17 protein-coding genes are annotated in these 16301 nt (G+C 64.7%); 1 reads left to right on the plus strand and 16 read right to left on the minus strand.

The features are described 5' to 3' along the window. Positions 1-22 precede the first annotated feature (22 nt). From L5876_RS04790 to proS, 3 genes are read right to left on the minus strand one after another with little or no spacing between them, the layout of a single operon-like run. Complete coding sequence (locus L5876_RS04790; RefSeq protein WP_236954959.1) at positions 23-724, minus strand: ABC transporter ATP-binding protein; 702 nt, start codon at positions 722-724, stop codon at positions 23-25. Then, the gene (locus L5876_RS04795) at positions 717-2051 is read right to left on the minus strand and encodes a lipoprotein-releasing ABC transporter permease subunit (RefSeq protein WP_236954960.1); all 1335 of its coding nucleotides are present in this window, start codon (positions 2049-2051) and stop codon (positions 717-719) included. Before L5876_RS04795 ends, L5876_RS04790 begins: the two co-directional genes overlap by 8 nt. Then, complete coding sequence (gene proS, locus L5876_RS04800) at positions 2044-3378, minus strand: proline--tRNA ligase (protein ID WP_236954961.1); 1335 nt, start codon at positions 3376-3378, stop codon at positions 2044-2046. The genes L5876_RS04795 and proS overlap by 8 nt, the downstream gene beginning before the upstream one ends. Positions 3379-3501: 123 nt before the next feature. On the opposite strand from proS, the gene L5876_RS04805 reads away from it, so the two are divergent. Next, on the plus strand, positions 3502-4422 hold the full coding sequence (locus L5876_RS04805; RefSeq protein ID WP_236954962.1) for a DMT family transporter: 921 nt from the start codon (positions 3502-3504) through the stop codon (positions 4420-4422). Here the strand turns inward: L5876_RS04805 and L5876_RS04810 are convergent. From L5876_RS04810 to L5876_RS04870, 13 genes are read right to left on the minus strand one after another with little or no spacing between them, the layout of a single operon-like run. Further along, a complete protein-coding gene (locus tag L5876_RS04810) occupies positions 4416-4778 on the minus strand; it encodes a DUF1467 family protein (RefSeq protein ID WP_236954963.1) in 363 nt (120 codons plus the stop codon). The genes L5876_RS04805 and L5876_RS04810 overlap by 7 nt on opposite strands. Before the next feature lie 4 nt (positions 4779-4782). Next, positions 4783-5202 (minus strand): methylmalonyl-CoA epimerase, encoded by a 420-nt coding sequence (mce, locus tag L5876_RS04815; RefSeq protein WP_236954964.1) that lies wholly within the window; start codon positions 5200-5202, stop codon positions 4783-4785. Between the two features lie 2 nt (positions 5203-5204). Beyond that, entirely contained in the window at positions 5205-6821 is a 1617-nt protein-coding gene (locus L5876_RS04820; protein WP_272906867.1) for a ribonuclease J, read from the minus strand. A 56-nt stretch (positions 6822-6877) separates the two neighbouring features. Then, entirely contained in the window at positions 6878-7657 is a 780-nt protein-coding gene (locus L5876_RS04825; RefSeq protein ID WP_236954966.1) for a type III pantothenate kinase, read from the minus strand. A gap of 10 nt (positions 7658-7667) precedes the next feature. Next, positions 7668-8408 carry a biotin--[acetyl-CoA-carboxylase] ligase gene (locus tag L5876_RS04830; RefSeq protein ID WP_236954967.1) on the minus strand — a complete coding sequence of 247 codons (741 nt, stop codon included), beginning with the start codon at positions 8406-8408 and terminating at the stop codon, positions 7668-7670. A gap of 4 nt (positions 8409-8412) precedes the next feature. Next, on the minus strand, positions 8413-9861 hold the full coding sequence (nuoN, locus tag L5876_RS04835; protein ID WP_236954968.1) for an NADH-quinone oxidoreductase subunit NuoN: 1449 nt from the start codon (positions 9859-9861) through the stop codon (positions 8413-8415). 13 nt (positions 9862-9874) lie between these two features. Further along, positions 9875-11395 carry an NADH-quinone oxidoreductase subunit M gene (locus L5876_RS04840; RefSeq protein ID WP_236954969.1) on the minus strand — a complete coding sequence of 507 codons (1521 nt, stop codon included), beginning with the start codon at positions 11393-11395 and terminating at the stop codon, positions 9875-9877. Further along, complete coding sequence (nuoL, locus tag L5876_RS04845) at positions 11396-13543, minus strand: NADH-quinone oxidoreductase subunit L (RefSeq protein ID WP_236954970.1); 2148 nt, start codon at positions 13541-13543, stop codon at positions 11396-11398. Positions 13544-13550: 7 nt separating this feature from the next. Next, on the minus strand, positions 13551-13862 hold the full coding sequence (gene nuoK / locus L5876_RS04850) for an NADH-quinone oxidoreductase subunit NuoK (protein ID WP_039710897.1): 312 nt from the start codon (positions 13860-13862) through the stop codon (positions 13551-13553). Next, complete coding sequence (locus L5876_RS04855) at positions 13862-14470, minus strand: NADH-quinone oxidoreductase subunit J (protein WP_236954971.1); 609 nt, start codon at positions 14468-14470, stop codon at positions 13862-13864. The genes nuoK and L5876_RS04855 overlap by 1 nt, the downstream gene beginning before the upstream one ends. Before the next feature lie 35 nt (positions 14471-14505). Beyond that, positions 14506-14994 carry an NADH-quinone oxidoreductase subunit NuoI gene (nuoI, locus tag L5876_RS04860; RefSeq protein ID WP_236954972.1) on the minus strand — a complete coding sequence of 163 codons (489 nt, stop codon included), beginning with the start codon at positions 14992-14994 and terminating at the stop codon, positions 14506-14508. A gap of 1 nt (position 14995) precedes the next feature. Further along, positions 14996-16054, minus strand: a complete 1059-nt coding sequence (gene nuoH, locus L5876_RS04865) for an NADH-quinone oxidoreductase subunit NuoH (RefSeq protein ID WP_236954973.1) — start codon at positions 16052-16054, stop codon at positions 14996-14998. Positions 16055-16058: 4 nt separating this feature from the next. Further along, entirely contained in the window at positions 16059-16298 is a 240-nt protein-coding gene (locus L5876_RS04870; protein ID WP_052289270.1) for a hypothetical protein, read from the minus strand. Positions 16299-16301: the final 3 nt, after the last annotated feature.

Here is a 16301-nt window from a genome sequence, read left to right on the forward strand (position 1 = left end):
TCAGCAAAGAAAACCGTGGATATCAGGCGGCGGGGTGTTCGATCCCGGTCCAGGGAATGACACGGCCTTCGCGCAGCGTGATGGCGCGGTCCATCCGGTCGGCCAGCGCAAGATTATGCGTAGCCACGAGCGCCGCCACCCCCTCTTCCCGCGCCGCGCGGAAGAAGGCCTCGAACACCGCGTCCGAAGTCTTCGGATCGAGATTGCCGGTCGGTTCGTCGGCCAGGATGATGCGGGGCTTGTTGGCGAAGGCGCGGGCGATGGCGACACGCTGTTGTTCGCCGCCGGACAGGGCCGCCGGGCGGTGGTCGGCGCGCTCGCTGAGACCCATGAGGCCCAGGAGACGATCGGCCTCGGCGATCGCCGACTTGCGCGACTTTCCGGCGATCAGCTGCGGCAGGACGATATTCTCCCGCGCGTCGAATTCCGGCAGCAGGTGGTGGAACTGGTAGACGAAGCCGATCATGGACCGGCGCAGTGCCGTGCGCTCGGAATCCTTCTTGGTCAGCCCGTCATGCCCGGCGACCGTCACGGTTCCCGCCTGGGGCTCTTCGAGCAGGCCGGCGACATGCAGCAGCGATGATTTGCCCGAGCCCGACGGACCGACGAGGCCCACGACCTCGCCCGGCACGAGATGGACGGTCGCATCCTTCAGGACGGTCAGCGGCTTGGCGCCTTCATAGGTGCGCTCGATACCCTGAAGCGAGAGAACGGCCTCACTCATAGCGCAGCGCCTCCACCGGATCGAGGCTGGCCGCGCGCCAGGCCGGCGGGATCGCCGCGAGGAAGGCCGCGCCCAGGCCGAAAACGGCCGCGAACAGCACTTCCGACATGTCGAGCCGGGCCGGCATGTTCACGAGGAAATAGACTTCCGGGTTCCAGACATTCGTGCCGGTCACGAGCGAGACGAAGGCCTGAACCGCGTCGATGTTCAACACGAGGATGATGCCGAGCAGGATGCCGCCCACGGCCCCGACCCCGCCGATCATCAGCCCGATCAGCATGAAGACCCGCATGACACTGGCCTGCGTCGAGCCCATCGTGCGCAGAATGGCGATGTCGCGGCCCTTGTTCTTCACCAGCATGATCAGGCCGGTGACGATGTTCAGCGCCGCGATGAGGATGACGACAGCCATGATCAGGCGCATCGCGACGCGTTCGACCTGCAGCGCCTCGTAGAAGCTGCGGCTCCGTTCGCGCCAGTCCGAGATGATGCCGCGACCGGCGACTGTTTCGGTGATCGCGGCGCGCACGGCATCGAGATCGTCGGGGTTCTCGACGCGAACCTCGATGGTTTCCGGCCCGTCGAGCGCGAAGAAGAGTTGTGCCTGCTCAAGGGGCATGAAGACGTGAATCTGGTCGAACTCGTAGATGCCGACCGAGAAGACGCCACCGACCTCGTAAGCCTTGCGGATATTGACCATTCCGGTCGGCGTGACGCGCCCGGCGGACGAGATGAAGGGCACGGTATCGCCGGGGATCACGCGCAGCGCGCGGGCCATCTGCTGACCCATCAGGATGATGTCGCCGCCATTCCGTCCCTCGCCGAAGCCGTCCATGCTGCCAAGCTGAAGACCGGTATCGTCACCTGGCTCAGGCATGCCGGAGACGCGTTGGATCGAGAGCAATTCTTCCCGGGTCAGACCGATCACCCGGGCGGGCGCGGCATTGCCGTCCACATTCAGCAAGGCTTCACCGACAATGCGCTGACCGGCGCTGACCACGCCCGGGATCTCGCGGATCTGCTCGGTCAGTATGTCGAGCTCGTCCTGGCTCAGCGCTTCCTGATTGCCGTAGAGCTGGGGCCGGACATCGACATAGATGTGCGACTGCACGCCGAGCAGCTGGCTCATCAGCTCGTAGCGGAAGCCGTTCATGATCGACATGATGGTGATCAGGGCCGCCACGCCGAGCGTGATACCGAGGAAGGAAATGATCGCAATGAGGGCGATGCCGCCATCCTTGCGGCGGGCGCCGAGATAGCGCAGGGCGAGCGTGAACTCGTAGGGGCTGAACGGGTGCGCCCCCTTGTCGAGCTTCGCCTCAGCCATGCGAGAAGGCTCCTTCGGCGAGGCGTGCGATTGCGTCGTCCAGCGCCAGTTCGTGGCGTTCACCGGTCTTGCGAACCTTGACCTCGGCCTTGCCCTCTTTCAGGCCGCGCGGCCCGATGACCAGCTGATACGGCAGGCCGATCAGATCCATCGTCGCGAACTTGCCGCCCGGGCGTTCATTCGTGTCATCGAGCAGCGGCTCCCTGCCGGCCGCGGTCAATGCGGCATAGGCCTTGTCACAGGCGGCGTCCGTGTCGGCGTCGCCGGCCTTCAGATTGACGATTCCGACGCCGAAGGGCGCGACCGATTCCGGCCAGATGATGCCGTTCTCGTCGTGGCTCGCCTCGATGATGCCGCCGACCAGGCGCGACACGCCGATGCCGTAACTGCCCATGTGGACGGGCTTCGACGATCCATCCGGGTGGGTCACTTCCGCCTTCATGGCATCGGAATATTTGGTGCCGAAATAGAAGATGTGGCCGACCTCGATGCCGCGGGCGGACAGGCGCTTGGCTTCCGGCACTTCGGCCTCGAAGCGCGCGGCCTCGTGCATTTCCTCGGTCGCGGCGTAGAGCGCGGTGCGCTGGTCGACGAGGTGCTGCAGATCGCCGTCGAAATCGACATCGCCGGGTGCCGGCATCTCGACCAGATCGGAGTGGCAGAAGACTTCGCTTTCGCCGGTTTCGGCCAGGATGATGAATTCGTGGCTCAGATCGCCGCCGATTGGGCCGGTGTCGGCGCGCATCGGAACGGCTTTCAGGCCCAGGCGAGCAAAGGTGTTCAGATAGGCGATGAACATCTTGTTGTAAGCCGCTCTGGCGCCTGCCTCATCCAGATCGAAGGAATAGGTGTCCTTCATCAGGAATTCACGGCCCCGCATCACGCCGAAGCGAGGGCGGATCTCGTCCCGGAACTTCCACTGGATGTGGTAGAGCAGTTTCGGCACGTCCTTGTAGGAGCGGCAATAGGCCCGGAAGATCTCGGTGATCATCTCCTCGTTCGTCGGCCCGTAGAGCATCTCCCGGTCATGCCGGTCGGTGATGCGCAGCATCTCCTTGCCGTAGGCGTCGTAGCGATTGCTCTCGCGCCACAGATCGGCGGACTGGATGGTCGGCATCAGCAGTTCGACGGCCCCGGCCCGGTCCTGTTCCTCGCGCACGATCTGGGAAATCTTCTGCAGCACGCGGTGGCCGAGCGGCAGCCAGGCGTAAATGCCCGCCGATTCCTGGCGCATCATCCCGGCGCGCAGCATCAGCCGGTGCGAGGCGATCTGCGCATCGGCAGGGGTTTCCTTCAGGACAGGCAGGAAATAGCGGGACAGGCGCATGGGAGGGGAAACCGTCGTGAATTGTTGCGTTGCACCAGCATTAGACGGCAGCGCGGGGCGGAGCAAGGCAAGCGTCATGTGCTAGGCTGGAACCTTGGCAGAACCGCAGCGGTTGCGCCCCCGATGACGACGAAGAACACCCCTCTCACCCTCGCCCAGCTGATCGGCGGCATGGCGACGTTCGGCTCGGCGACGCCGGTGTCGAAAATCGTGACGCAGGCCATGCCGGTCTTCGTGGGGTCATTCCTGCGCGTCGGGATCGGCGCGCTGGCGCTGGCCCCGCTGGCCTGGAGCAAGCTGGGCGCGATCCGGGCGATGTCGCGCGGCGACTGGGGGCGTATCGCCGTCATCGCGCTTTTCGGCATGTTCGGGTTTTCCGCCCTGATGCTCTACGGGATGAGTATGGTGTCCGGCGTGGCCGGAGCCATCGTGATGAGCACCGCCCCGGCAGTGACGGCCGCAGCCTCCATGCTGTTTCTCGGCGACCATCCGACCTGGCGGAAGCTGACGGCGATCGCGCTGGCGGTCGGCGGCGTGCTGGTCCTGCATCTGGGCGGTGGATCAAGCGGCGAAGCCGGCGGAAACCTCCTGCTCGGAACGATCCTGGTCTTCGCGGCGGTCTGCTGCGAGAGCGTCTACACGCTGGTCGGCAAGACCGCGTCGGAGCGGGTCGATCCGGTGCTGGTGGCCTTCCTCGCGGCGGTGATCGCCCTGCCCGTCTTCCTGCCCTTCGCGATCTGGCAATGGCTCAGCTTTGACGTTTCACAGGTCGAGCCGGGCGCCTGGATGGCGCTCGTCTGGTACGGCGCGGGCACGCTCGCACTCGGCAGCTGGCTCTGGTATGCGGGCGTGAAGAAGGCCGAAGGCGCGGTCGCCGCCGCCTTCATGGGCGTGATGCCCGCTTCGGCCCTCATTCTCAGCTATGTGCTGCTCGGCGAACCCTTCCGCTTCGTCCACCTCGCCGGATTCGCCATCGTCTTTGCCGGCGTGCTCGTCATGTCATGGGAGCATGCGCGGATGAGCCAGGAGGCGGACGATCAGTAGCGGTCGAAACCTTCCGGGTCCGGCAGGAAGGGAATGGCGTCGAGCGGGATGGGCTGGAACTCGATGAGCACGAACAGGGCGAGCCAGACATAGCTGGCGATCACCGTGGTCAGCCAGGCCTTGCGCTTCAGGTCCGGCAGGACGGGAGCGCCGGGATCTGTCCCTTCGACCATCTCGCCGTGTTCGGCCTGGCTGCGCACGCCGAGCGGCAGCGTCATGAACAGCACGATCCACCAGGTGATCAGGAAGACGACGAGGCCGGTGACGAAACCGATACCGCGATCCGGCAGGAAGAGTTGCGCCACCCAGAGCGCGAAGGTCAGGGCGACGACGAGATAGCCGATAATGCGTCCCATCGCTTCAGTGCTCCGGCTTGGCCATCAGCTCGACGAGAACGCCGTGCGTGTCCTTGGGGTGAACGAAGATGACCGGCACGCCGTGCGCACCGATATAGGGCTCTCCGGTGCCGAGGACGGTCGCGCCGCGTTCGCGCATCGCGTCGCGGGCGGCAATGATGTCGTCGACCTCGAAACACATGTGGTGCTGGCCGCCCCTGGGGTTCTTTTCCAGAAACTTGTTGACCGGGCTGTCCGGTCCGAGCGGCTGCAAGAGTTCCAGCTCGGTATTCTCGATCGACACGAAGCAGACCTTCACGCCCAGCTTCGGAAAATCCTTCACCGGCGTCGCGGCATCCGCACCGTAGAGCGCGGCATAGGTGTCCCGTGTCGCCTCGATGTCGGGCGTGGCGATGCCGATGTGATTGAGACGGCCGATCTTCATGTTCAGACCTCCAGCACGGTGACGTCGACGATGGGCTTCTTGCCCCAGATTTTCGCGGCTTCGCGGCGGACGGCGCGGCGCACCGCTTCCTCGATCATGTCCGGGTCGCGGCGATCGCGCTTGCCGAGGCGGTCAAAGGCCTGTTCGGCGGCGTCAGCCAACCCGTCGAGGAAGTCCTCCATCGCGTATTCGCGGTCTTCCGGCAGGCCGGCTGTGCGCACGTCCGGACCCGAGATCAACTTGCCGGAGCCCTCGACAGCCAGCGCCACACCGATATAGCCGGCGAAGGACATCTTGCGGCGTTCTCGCATCGCCTCGCCATCGGCCGGCGTGATGAAGCTGCCATCGACATGCAGTCGGCCGGCGGGAACTTCGTCGACGACCTCGACACCCTCCCGGGTAATGCGGATCAGATCGCCATTGCGCGGCGCGATGCCATGCGGCACCTGCATCGATTTCGCGAAACGCGCATGCTCGATCAGGTGACGGCGTTCGCCATGGACCGGGATGGCGATGCGCGGCCGCGCCCAGTTGTACATGGCGCGCAGCTCTTCCCGGCACGGATGGCCGGAGACGTGGATGTCGCGGTCACTGTCGGTGATGACGTGGACGCCCATGTCCGCCAGCTTGTTCTGAAGCTCGAAGATGCCGAGCTCGTTGCCGGGGATGACGCGCGAGGAAAAGATCACCGTATCGCCCTGCCCGAGCGTGACATTGCGGTGCGTGCCCTCGGCAATGCGCGACAGGGCGGCGCGCGGCTCGCCCTGGCTGCCGGTGCAGAGATAGAGGATTTTCTCCGCCGGGAAGTAGGCCGCCTCCTCCTCGTCGATGAAAGGTTTGACGTCCTGCAACAGGCCGACCGCCTTGGCCGCATTGGTCATGCGGTGCATCGACCGGCCGACCAGGCAGACGCGCCGGTCATTGGCCTCGGCGGCGCGGATCGCGGTCTCGATGCGCGCGACGTTCGAAGCGAAGGCGGCGATGGCGACCTTACCGGTCCTGTGTTCGCCGACCAGTTCGATCAGATGCTTGCGGACCTCGCCTTCGGAGCCGGACGTGCCCTCGGAAAACACGTTGGTGGAATCGCAGACGATGGCGAGCACGCCCTCGTCGCCAAGCCGGTTCATCGCCTCGACATCGATCGTCTCGCCGATCAGCGGATCGGGGTCGATCTTCCAGTCACCGGTGTGAAGGATCAGGCCCTCCGGCGTTCGGATGGCGAGCGCGTTCGGCTCCGGAATGGAGTGGGTCAGCGTCACGAGTTCGATGTCGAACGGGCCGAGTGTCAGACGACCGCCGAGCGGGATTTCATGCAGCTCGACCTCGTCGAGCAGGCCCTTCTCCTTCAACCGGTCGCGAACCAGCCAGGCGGTGAAGGGCGTGGCATAGACCGGGCAGCGGAAGCGCTCCCAGAGATGGGCGAGTGCGCCCATATGGTCTTCATGGGCATGGGTCAGAACGATGCCGAGCAGGTCCTGCGCGCGTTCCTCGATATAGGCCGGGTCCGGCATGATGATGTCGACGCCGGGCGTCGTCAGATCGCCGAACGTCACGCCGAGATCGACCATGATCCATTTGCGCCCCTCTTCCGGCCCATAGCCGTAGAGGTTCAGATTCATCCCGATCTCGCCGGAACCGCCGAGCGGAAGGAAGTAGAGGCCGTTGTCTGCCGGGTTCACGCCTGCTTGCCCTCGTTCCGCTTCCAGACCTCCAGCAGGCCGCGAATGGTCAGGTCGGCATCGAAATGCTGGATTTCGGACGATGCCCGTTCGAACAGCGAGGCGACACCGCCGGTGGCGATCGCGGTCAGCGGTTCGCCATACTCCTGGCGCACGCGGCGGATCAGCCCGTCGATCAGTTCGATATAGCCCCAGTATACGCCCGCCTGCATCGCGCCGACCGTGTTGCGGCCGATCACACGCTCCGGGCGCTGGATGGCGATGCGCGGCAACTGCGCCGCGGCGGTGTGCAGCGCCTGCATGGACAGGTTGATGCCCGGGGCGATGATACCGCCCTTGAACACGCCGTCGGCGGAGATGACGTCGAACGTCGTCGCCGTGCCGCTGTCGATAATCAGGAGCGCACCGTCATAGGCGACCCGTCCGCCGAGCGCGTTGACGAGACGGTCGGCCCCGGCTTCCTGCGGGCGTTCGATATCGACGCCGATGCCGAGATCCATGCCCGCATCGCCGATGACGAGCGGTTCGACCTTCAGATAACGACGCGCCAGATTGCGCAGGTTGAACAGGGATTGCGGCACCACGGTGGAAACGATGCAGGCGGTCAGATCCTCGAATTTGAGGCCCTGCAGCGACAGGAGCTGGGTCAGCCAGACGGCGTGTTCGTCGGCGGTTCGGGTGGCATGGGTGGCGGTGCGCCACTGGGCGCGCCAGTCCGTCCCGTCATGGACGGCGAACAGCGTGTTCGTGTTGCCGCAATCGATCGCGAGAAGCATGGGCCAGCCTTTACCCCGGAATGCCGGGAAAGAATACGTCGCCCGCTGAGATAAGGCGGCGCTGGCCGTTCGCCATATCAAGCCGCAGCGAACCGTCCGGCATCAGGTCGGCGAAGATGCCCTCGACCGTCTCGTCCTGCAGGCGCGCGGTGCAGCGTTCACCAATGCCCCAGGCGCGGGCGAGCCAGGCATCGCGCAGCGGGCCGAAGCCGTGCGTGCGCCAGCGTTCAAGCCAGGCCGAAAAACTGGTGGCGATACGCTCGAGCGCAGCGTCCTGCGTCAGCGCACCGCCCTCCTCCGCGATGTCCGTCGCCGGACGTTCGACATCGCGCGGGTGGCTGGCGAGGTTCAGGCCTATCCCGACGGCCAGCCAGAGTCCGCCGCCCGGTGCGCTGCCGGATTCCAAGAGCACGCCGCAGACCTTCTTACCGCCGATCAGGACGTCATTCGGCCATTTCAGGCGGACGCGCTCGCGGTCGATGACCGCCTCGCAGGCTTCCGCCGCCGCGAGTGCCGCCGCGAAGGAGAGCTGCGCCGCCTCGCCCGGCTTCGCGTCGAGCACGTAAAGCCCGGTCGTGTAGAGATTGCCGGTCAGGTCCGCCCATTGGCGGCCACGCCGGCCCCGGCCCGCGCTCTGGCGCCGGGCTGCAATCCAAACCGGACCGCGCTCACCGGCCAGGGCGAGGCGGCGGGCCTCCTCATTCGTGGAGTCGGTTTCGGCCAGCCATTCCGTGCGGACACCGCCCGGCATGACGTCAGATCAGACCGATCGACGCTCCGCGCGCCCACATGAAGACGATCGCCGCGAGCGGCACGAGCAGCACGGTCGCGAGACCGGAGAGGTTCGCCACCAGGCCGACGGGGGTCGGCGCAGCGACGAATTTGTGCGCCGGTTCGTTGAACCAGATCACCCGGACGATGCGCAGATAGTAGGCCGCGGCCACGACGCTCGCGAGCGCAGCAATGACAACGAGCCAGATCAGACCGGCCTGCACCGCGGCGTAGAAGATGAAGAGCTTGCCGAAGAAGCCGACAAGGAAGGGCAGACCGCCGATCGAGAACATGATGCCGGTCATCGACCAGGCCAGGCCCGGGCGCGTCTGCGACAGGCCGGAGAGGTCGTCGACCTCTTCCACCATGCCTTCCGGCGTACGCATGGCGAGGATGACGCCGAACGCGCCGATCACACCGACCATGTAGAGGATCATGAAGGCGAGCAGCGCCCACAGGCCCGTCTCACTGGCCGCCGCAACGGCAACGAGCGCGTAGCCCATATTGCCGATCGAGGAATAGGCCATCAGGCGCTTGATGTTGTTCTGCGTCAGCGCGCCGAAGGCCCCGACCGCCATCGACAGTGCCGCGATCACCCAGATCACCTGCTGCCAGCTGTCCACGGCATTGCCGAACGGCTCGTAAAGCAGGCGTGCGAGGAGGATCATCGCGGCCATTTTCGGCGCCGTCGCGAAGAAGGCCGTCACCGGGGTCGGTGCGCCTTCGTAGACGTCGGGCGTCCACATGTGGAAGGGCGCGGCGGAGACCTTGAAGGCCAGGCCGCAGATCAGGAAGACGAGGCCGAAGACAAGGCCGACGGACGGATTGTCGCCCACGGCCGCCGCGATGGCGTCGAAACCGGTTGCACCGGAGAAGCCGTAAACCAGCGAGGCGCCGTAGAGCAGCAGGCCGGACGACAGCGCACCGAGCACGAAATACTTCAGGCCGGCTTCCGAAGCGCGCAGGCTGTCGCGGTTGAACGCGGCGAGCACGTAGAGCGCCAGCGACTGAAGCTCGACGCCCATGTAGAGCGAGATGAGGTCGTTCGCCGACACCATCATCGCCATGCCGAGGACGGCGAGCGCAACGAGGACCGAGAATTCGAACCGCGCCAGGCGTTCGGCCTTCAGATACGGGCCGGCGAGGAAAAGCGCGAGCGCCGCCGCGCCGCAGATCGCGACCTTGGAGAACAGGGCGAAGGGGTCGAAGACGAAGGCACCGCTGAACGCCAGCCCGCCCGCGCCCGGCACGAGGAAGAGCGCCGCGGCACCGGCTGCGACCAGAAGACCGATCGTCAGGAGAGAGACCCATTTCGCGGCCGTCTCGTCCTTCTTGATGAAGACGCCGAGCATCAGCAGTGCCATCGCGCCGATGGCGAGCATGAGCTCCGGCGTGAGCAGCAAGAGGTCGGTGGCGAGAATGTCGTAGGTCACCGTCCGGTCCCCGTCAGTTGGCCACAGCGGCGGTGGCCGCGGTGAAATCGGAAATCAGCTGGTTCACGGACGCGGCGGTCACGTCCGTTACCGGCGTTGAGAAGAAGCCGAGGAAGATCGTACCGGCAATCAGCGGGATGAAGATGATCCACTCGCGCGCATTGATGTCGGTGATGGCTTCCAGCTTCGGATTGGTCAGCTCCCCGAACACGACATTGCGGTAGAGGGTCAGCATGTAGACCGCCGAGAAGATCACGCCGAGCGCGGCGCCCATTGCCGCCCAGGTGTTCACCTGGAAGGTGCCGGCCATGGTCATGATCTCGCCGATGAAGCCCGACGTCCCCGGCAGGCCGACATTGGCCATCGAGAACAGGGCGAGGATGGCGGCATAGACCGGCATGCGGTGCACAAGGCCGCCATAGAAGGCGATCTCGCGGGTGTGCATGCGGTCATAGATCACGCCGACGCAGAGGAAGAGCGCGCCCGAGATCAGGCCGTGGGACAGCATCTGGAAGATGGCACCCTGCACGCCCAGCTCCGTCATCGCGAAGATACCGAGCGTCACGAAGCCCATGTGGGCAACGGAGGAATAGGCGATCAGCTTCTTGATGTCGGTCTGCCGGAAGGCCACGAGCGAGGTGTAGACGATGGCGATCACCGACAGGGTGAAGACCAGCGGCTGGAACATTACGCTCGCGTCCGGGAACATCGGAATCGAGAAGCGCAGGAAGCCGTATCCGCCGAGCTTCAGGAGGACGCCGGCCAGGATGACCGAACCCGCCGTCGGGGCTTCCACGTGCGCGTCCGGCAACCAGGTGTGGACCGGCCACATCGGCATCTTCACCGCGAAGGAGGCGAAGAAGGCAAGCCACAGCCAGGTCTGCAGGTTGGCCGCGAAATCGGTCTCCAGGAGCACGGTGATGTCCGTCGTGCCCGCCTGCAGGAACATGGCGACCATCGCGACCAGCATCAGCACCGAGCCGAGCAGCGTGTAGAGGTAGAATTTCATCGAAGCGTAGAAGCGGTTCGCTCCGCCCCAGACACCGATGATGATGAACATCGGGATCAGGCCGCCTTCGAAGAAAATGTAGAACAGCACCAGATCCAGCGCGCAGAACACGCCAACCATCATCGTCTGCAGGATCAGGAAGGCGATCATGTAGTCGGTGACGCGCTTCTTGATGTTCCAGCTGGCCAGGATGCAGATCGGCATCAGGAAGTTGGTCAGCAGGATGAAGAGGATGGAGATTCCATCCACGCCCATCCGGTAGCCGAGGCCGAACTCCGCGAACCACGGGACTTCCTGGTAGAACTGGAAGTCCGGGTTCGACGGGTCGAAGCCCATCACCAGAACGATGGTCAGGAAAAGCACGGCCAGCGTCGTCATCAGCGAGACGCCGCGCGCATTGCGGTCGAGCCAGGTCGAATCCTCGGCGCGCATCATGAACTTCATCGCCGCCAGGAAGGCCGCGACGGCCGCCGGGATGAAGGTGATCGCCGTCAGGATCGGGAGGGATTGGAAGATCGCGGTCATCTATTGCCCCCCGGCACCGGCAACGACCCACAGGGTCAGAAGAACAACGCCGATCAGCATGATGAAGGCGTAGTGATAGAGGTATCCCGACTGGATCTTGGACAGGCGGCGGGCCGCATTCATCGCCGCGCCGGCAAAGCCGTTCGGACCGAAACCGTCGATGATGCGCCGGTCCCCGACCTTCCAGAACAGATCGCCCAGCTTCTCCGAGCCGCGCACGAAGATGAAGCGATAGGCCTCGTCGAAATACCACTTGTTGTACAGGAAGGCGTGGAGCGGACCGCCGCGCGCGGCGATACGGGCCGGCAGGCCTTCGTGACGAATGTAGAACAGCCAGGCCACGATGAAGCCGGTCACGGTCGCCACGAAGGGCGCGAACAGGACCCACATCGGCGGGTGGTGGCCACCGCCATGGTCGCCCTCACCGTGCTCGCCGGCTTCGGTGCCATACTCTTCGGTGGCCGCGCCATGATCGTCTGCAGCCGGAGCCGCGTGATCGTCAGCCGGAGTGGCATGATCGCCCGCGGCCTCTGCGCCGTGATCGGCCCCGTCTGCCGTCACCTCGTCATAGGGCGAGGCATGTTGCTGGTCGCCATAGTTGGCGATCGCGTACGGCCCCGGCGTCAGGGAGTCGCCCCAGAAGGCAAAGGAGTCCTTGCCGACGAAGCTGTCCTTGAACGCCGCGCCGGCGAACACGGCGCCGACCGCGAGAAGGATCAGCGGGATCAGCATGACGGGCGGGCTGTCGTGGGCGTGGTCGAGCACTTCCTTCTTGCCGCGGTACTTGCCGTGGAAGGTGAAGAAGATCAGGCGCCAGGAATAGAAGGACGTCAGGAGCGCGGCGAAACAGCCGATCCAGAAGGCGATCATGCCGAAGGGCGCGCCTTCCTGTCCGGCCATGAAGGCCCCCTCGATGATCATGTCCTTCGAGAAGAAGCCGGCAAAGCCCCAGCCCAGAAGCGGGATGCCCACCCCGGTCAGCGCCAGCGTGCCGATGATCATCAGCATCCATGTCCAGGGCAGCGCGTGGCGCGTGCCGCCCATGTTCCGCATGTCCTGCTCGTCGTGCAGGCCATGGATCACCGAACCCGCGCCGAGGAAGAGCAGCGCCTTGAAGAAGGCGTGCGTGAACAGGTGGAACATCGCCGCGTCATAGAGGCCGAGGCCGGCAGCGAAGAACATGTAGCCGAGCTGCGAACAGGTCGAATAGGCGATGACGCGCTTGATGTCGTTCTGCACGACGCCGATCGTCGCGGCGAACAGCGCGGTGATCGCGCCGATCACCGTCACCACGGTCGAGGTGTTCGGCGCGAGGTCGAACAGCGGCCAGCAGCGGCAGACGAGGAAGACGCCAGCCGTCACCATGGTCGCGGCGTGGATCAGCGCGGACACCGGCGTCGGGCCTTCCATCGCGTCCGGCAGCCAGACGTGGAGGAAGAACTGGGCCGACTTGCCCATCGCGCCGATGAACAAGAGGAAGGCAACGAGCTCGAGCGCCTGGAAGCTGGCCGGGCCGAAGGTCCAGACCGTGTCGACCATGGACGGCGCCAGGGCGAAGACTTCGTCGAACTGGATCGTGCCGAAGATGGCGAAGACCGCCATGATGCCGAGCGCGAAGCCGAAATCGCCGACGCGGTTGGTCACGAAGGCCTTGATGGCCGCGTCATTGGCCGACTTCTTCTTGTACCAGAAGCCGATCAGGAGATACGAGGCCAGTCCCACGCCTTCCCAACCGAAGAAGAGTTGCAGGAAGTCGTTCGCGCTGACCAGCGACAGCATCGCGAAGGTGAAGAGCGACAGGTAGGCGAAGAAACGCGACCGGTGCGGGTCGTGGGACATGTAGCCCCAGGAATAGACGTGAACGAGCGAGGACACGCTGGTCACGACGACGAACATCACCGCCGTCAGCGTGTCGAGCCGGATCGACCAGGTCGCCTCGAATTCGCCGATCCGCATCCAGGTGGCGAGCTCGATCAGGCGTTCATTGTTCTGGAAGGCCACGTCGTAGAAGACGAAGACCGACAGGATGGCCGACAGGATCAGCAGACCCGTCGTGATCGTCATCGCCGCGCGGTCGCCGATGAAGCGCCCGAACAGACCGGCAATGATCGCGCCGACCAGAGGTCCGAATACGATAATAAGCGGCATCGTTCGGTCAGCCCTTCATCATGTTGACGTCTTCCACGGCGATATCGCCGCGGTTGCGGAAGAAGACGACGAGGATGGCGAGTCCGATCGCGGCCTCGGCGGCGGCGACGGTCAGGACGAACATGGCGAAGACCTGTCCGGCGAGGTCGCCGAGATAGGAGGAGAACGCCACGAGGTTGATGTTCACCGCGAGCAGCAGAAGCTCGATCGACATCATCAGGATGATGACGTTCTTGCGGTTCACGAAGATCCCGAACACGCCGATCGTGAACAGGAGCGCCGCGACGCCAAGATAATGGGCGAGACCGATCTCAAGCATTAGCCAATCCCCTCGCCCGGCTTGATGTCCTGCAGCTCGACCGCGGTCTTGCGGTCACGGCCGACCTGGATGTGCGCCTGCTGTCGCTTCACATGCGGGCGGTGGCGCAGCGTCAGGACGATGGCACCGATCATCGCGACCAGCAGCACCATGCCGGCGGCCTGGAAGAAGTAGACGTATTCATCATAGAGCAGATGGCCGAGCGCCTGGACGTTGTTCATGTTCGCCGGCATCGCCGTAACATCCGAGGCCGCAGGCGTATGCGTCTCCGCCCAGAAGGTGCCGACCATGATGGCCTCGCCCGCCAGGATCAGCGCCACGAGACCGCCGAGCGGCAGATAGCTGAGGAAGCCCTGCTTCAGCGAGGCGAAGTCGACGTCGAGCATCATCACGACGAACAGGAACAGCACCGCTACCGCGCCGACATAGACGACGACCAGCAGCATGGCGAGGAACTCGGCCCCGAGCAGCACGAACAGGCCGGCCGACGAGAAGAAGGCCGTGATGAGCCACATCACCGAGTGGACCGGGTTGCGCGCAGCCACGACGAGAAAGGCGGACAAGACCGCCACCGTCGCCAGCGCATAAAAGGCAATCACCTGCAGCATGGTTTCGCCTGTTCCTTACGTCCCCGCGCCCGCGCTTAGCGGTAAGGCGCGTCCAGTTCCAGATTGCGGGCGATCTCGCGTTCCCACCGATCGCCATTCTCAAGGAGTTTCGCCTTGTCGTAGTAGAGTTCCTCGCGGGTCTCGGTCGCGAACTCGAAGTTCGGACCTTCCACGATGGCATCGACCGGGCACGCCTCCTGGCAATAGCCGCAATAGATGCACTTCACCATGTCGATGTCGTAGCGCGTGGTGCGGCGCGAGCCGTCGGCGCGCGGTTCGGATTCGATCGTGATCGCCTGCGCCGGGCAGACCGCCTCGCAGAGCTTGCAGGCGATGCAGCGCTCTTCGCCATTGGCATAGCGGCGCAGCGCGTGCTGGCCACGGAAGCGCGGGCTGAGCGGACCCTTCTCGAAGGGATAGTTCACCGTCGGCTTCGGGCGGAAGAAATACCGCATGCCGAGCACGAAAGCGCCCCAGAAATCGAGGAGCAGCGCGCCGCGGATGGTCTGTTCGATACGTCCCATCTCAGTTGGCTCCGTAAGCGATGTAGGCCCCGACGAGGACGACAGCACCGAGCGAGGTCGGCAGGAAGATTTTCCAGCCCAGACGCATCAGCTGGTCGTAGCGGTACCGGGGAACGAGGGCCTTCACCATGGCGAACATGAAGAAGAAGAACACCACCTTGATCGCGAACCAGAAGACCGGCGGGATCCAGGTGAAGGGCGCGATTTCGATCGGGGGCAGCCAGCCGCCGAAGAAGAGGATGGTCGTCATCGCGCACATCAGCACGATGTTGAGGTATTCCCCGATCATGAAGAGCAGGTAGGGCGTCGAGGAGTACTCGACCTGGTAGCCCGCGACGAGTTCGGATTCCGCTTCCGGCAGGTCGAAGGGCGGACGGTTGGTTTCCGCCAGCGCCGAGATGAAGAAGACGCCCGTCATCGGGATCATCACCAGGAACATCGGCCAAGGCAGCGTGTGCGCGGCCAGGAGGTTCCAGTTCCAGAACCCGCCCGCCTGCATGCTCACGATGTCACTGAGATTCATCGACCCTGCGAACAGGAGGACGGTGACGATCACGAAGCCGATCGAGACTTCGTAGGACACCATCTGTGCCGCAGAGCGCAGCGAGCCCATGAAGGGGTATTTCGAGTTCGAGGCCCAGCCGCCGATGATAATGCCGTAGACGCCGAGCGAGGAGATCGCGAGCAGGTAGAGGATGCCGACATTGAGGTCGGCGATCACCCAGCCCGGCGCGACCGGAACCACCGCCCAGCCGATGAAGGCAAGGATAAAGGTGATCAGCGGCGCAAGCAGGAAGAGAACGCGGTCCGCGCCCGCCGGGACGATGATTTCCTTGAACACGAATTTCAGGAAGTCGGCGAAGGACTGAAGCAGGCCGAAGGCGCCGACCACGTTCGGGCCCTTGCGCATCTGCACCGCCGCCCAGACCTTCCGGTCCATCAGGAGGAGGAAGGCCAGCGACAGGAGCAGCACGATCATGAAGGCGAGAATCGCCGACAGCGTATCGGCGATCCAGAAGCCGGCGCCGGGATTCTCGGGGTTGAGCCAGTAGGTCCACATGTCGTCAGTTCCTGTCCCCGCCGGTGTCTGATCCTGCGTTCGAACCCGAGTCTGAATCGCTGTTGCCCGCGTCATCGCGCCCGGCCTGCGAGAATGCAACGCCAAAGGCCACACCCATGGCGGCACCGATGGCGACGCCCATGGCGATATTGCCCATTGCGACACCGATTGCGGTTCCGACGCCGACGCCTAGGGCGATGCCTGCGCCCATCCCTTGCGAGGTGACTTTTGGTTTGCCGGCCATGCC

The sequence above is a fragment of the Hyphobacterium sp. SN044 genome (genome assembly GCF_021864465.1).
Taxonomy (GTDB): Bacteria; Pseudomonadota; Alphaproteobacteria; order Caulobacterales; family Maricaulaceae; genus Hyphobacterium.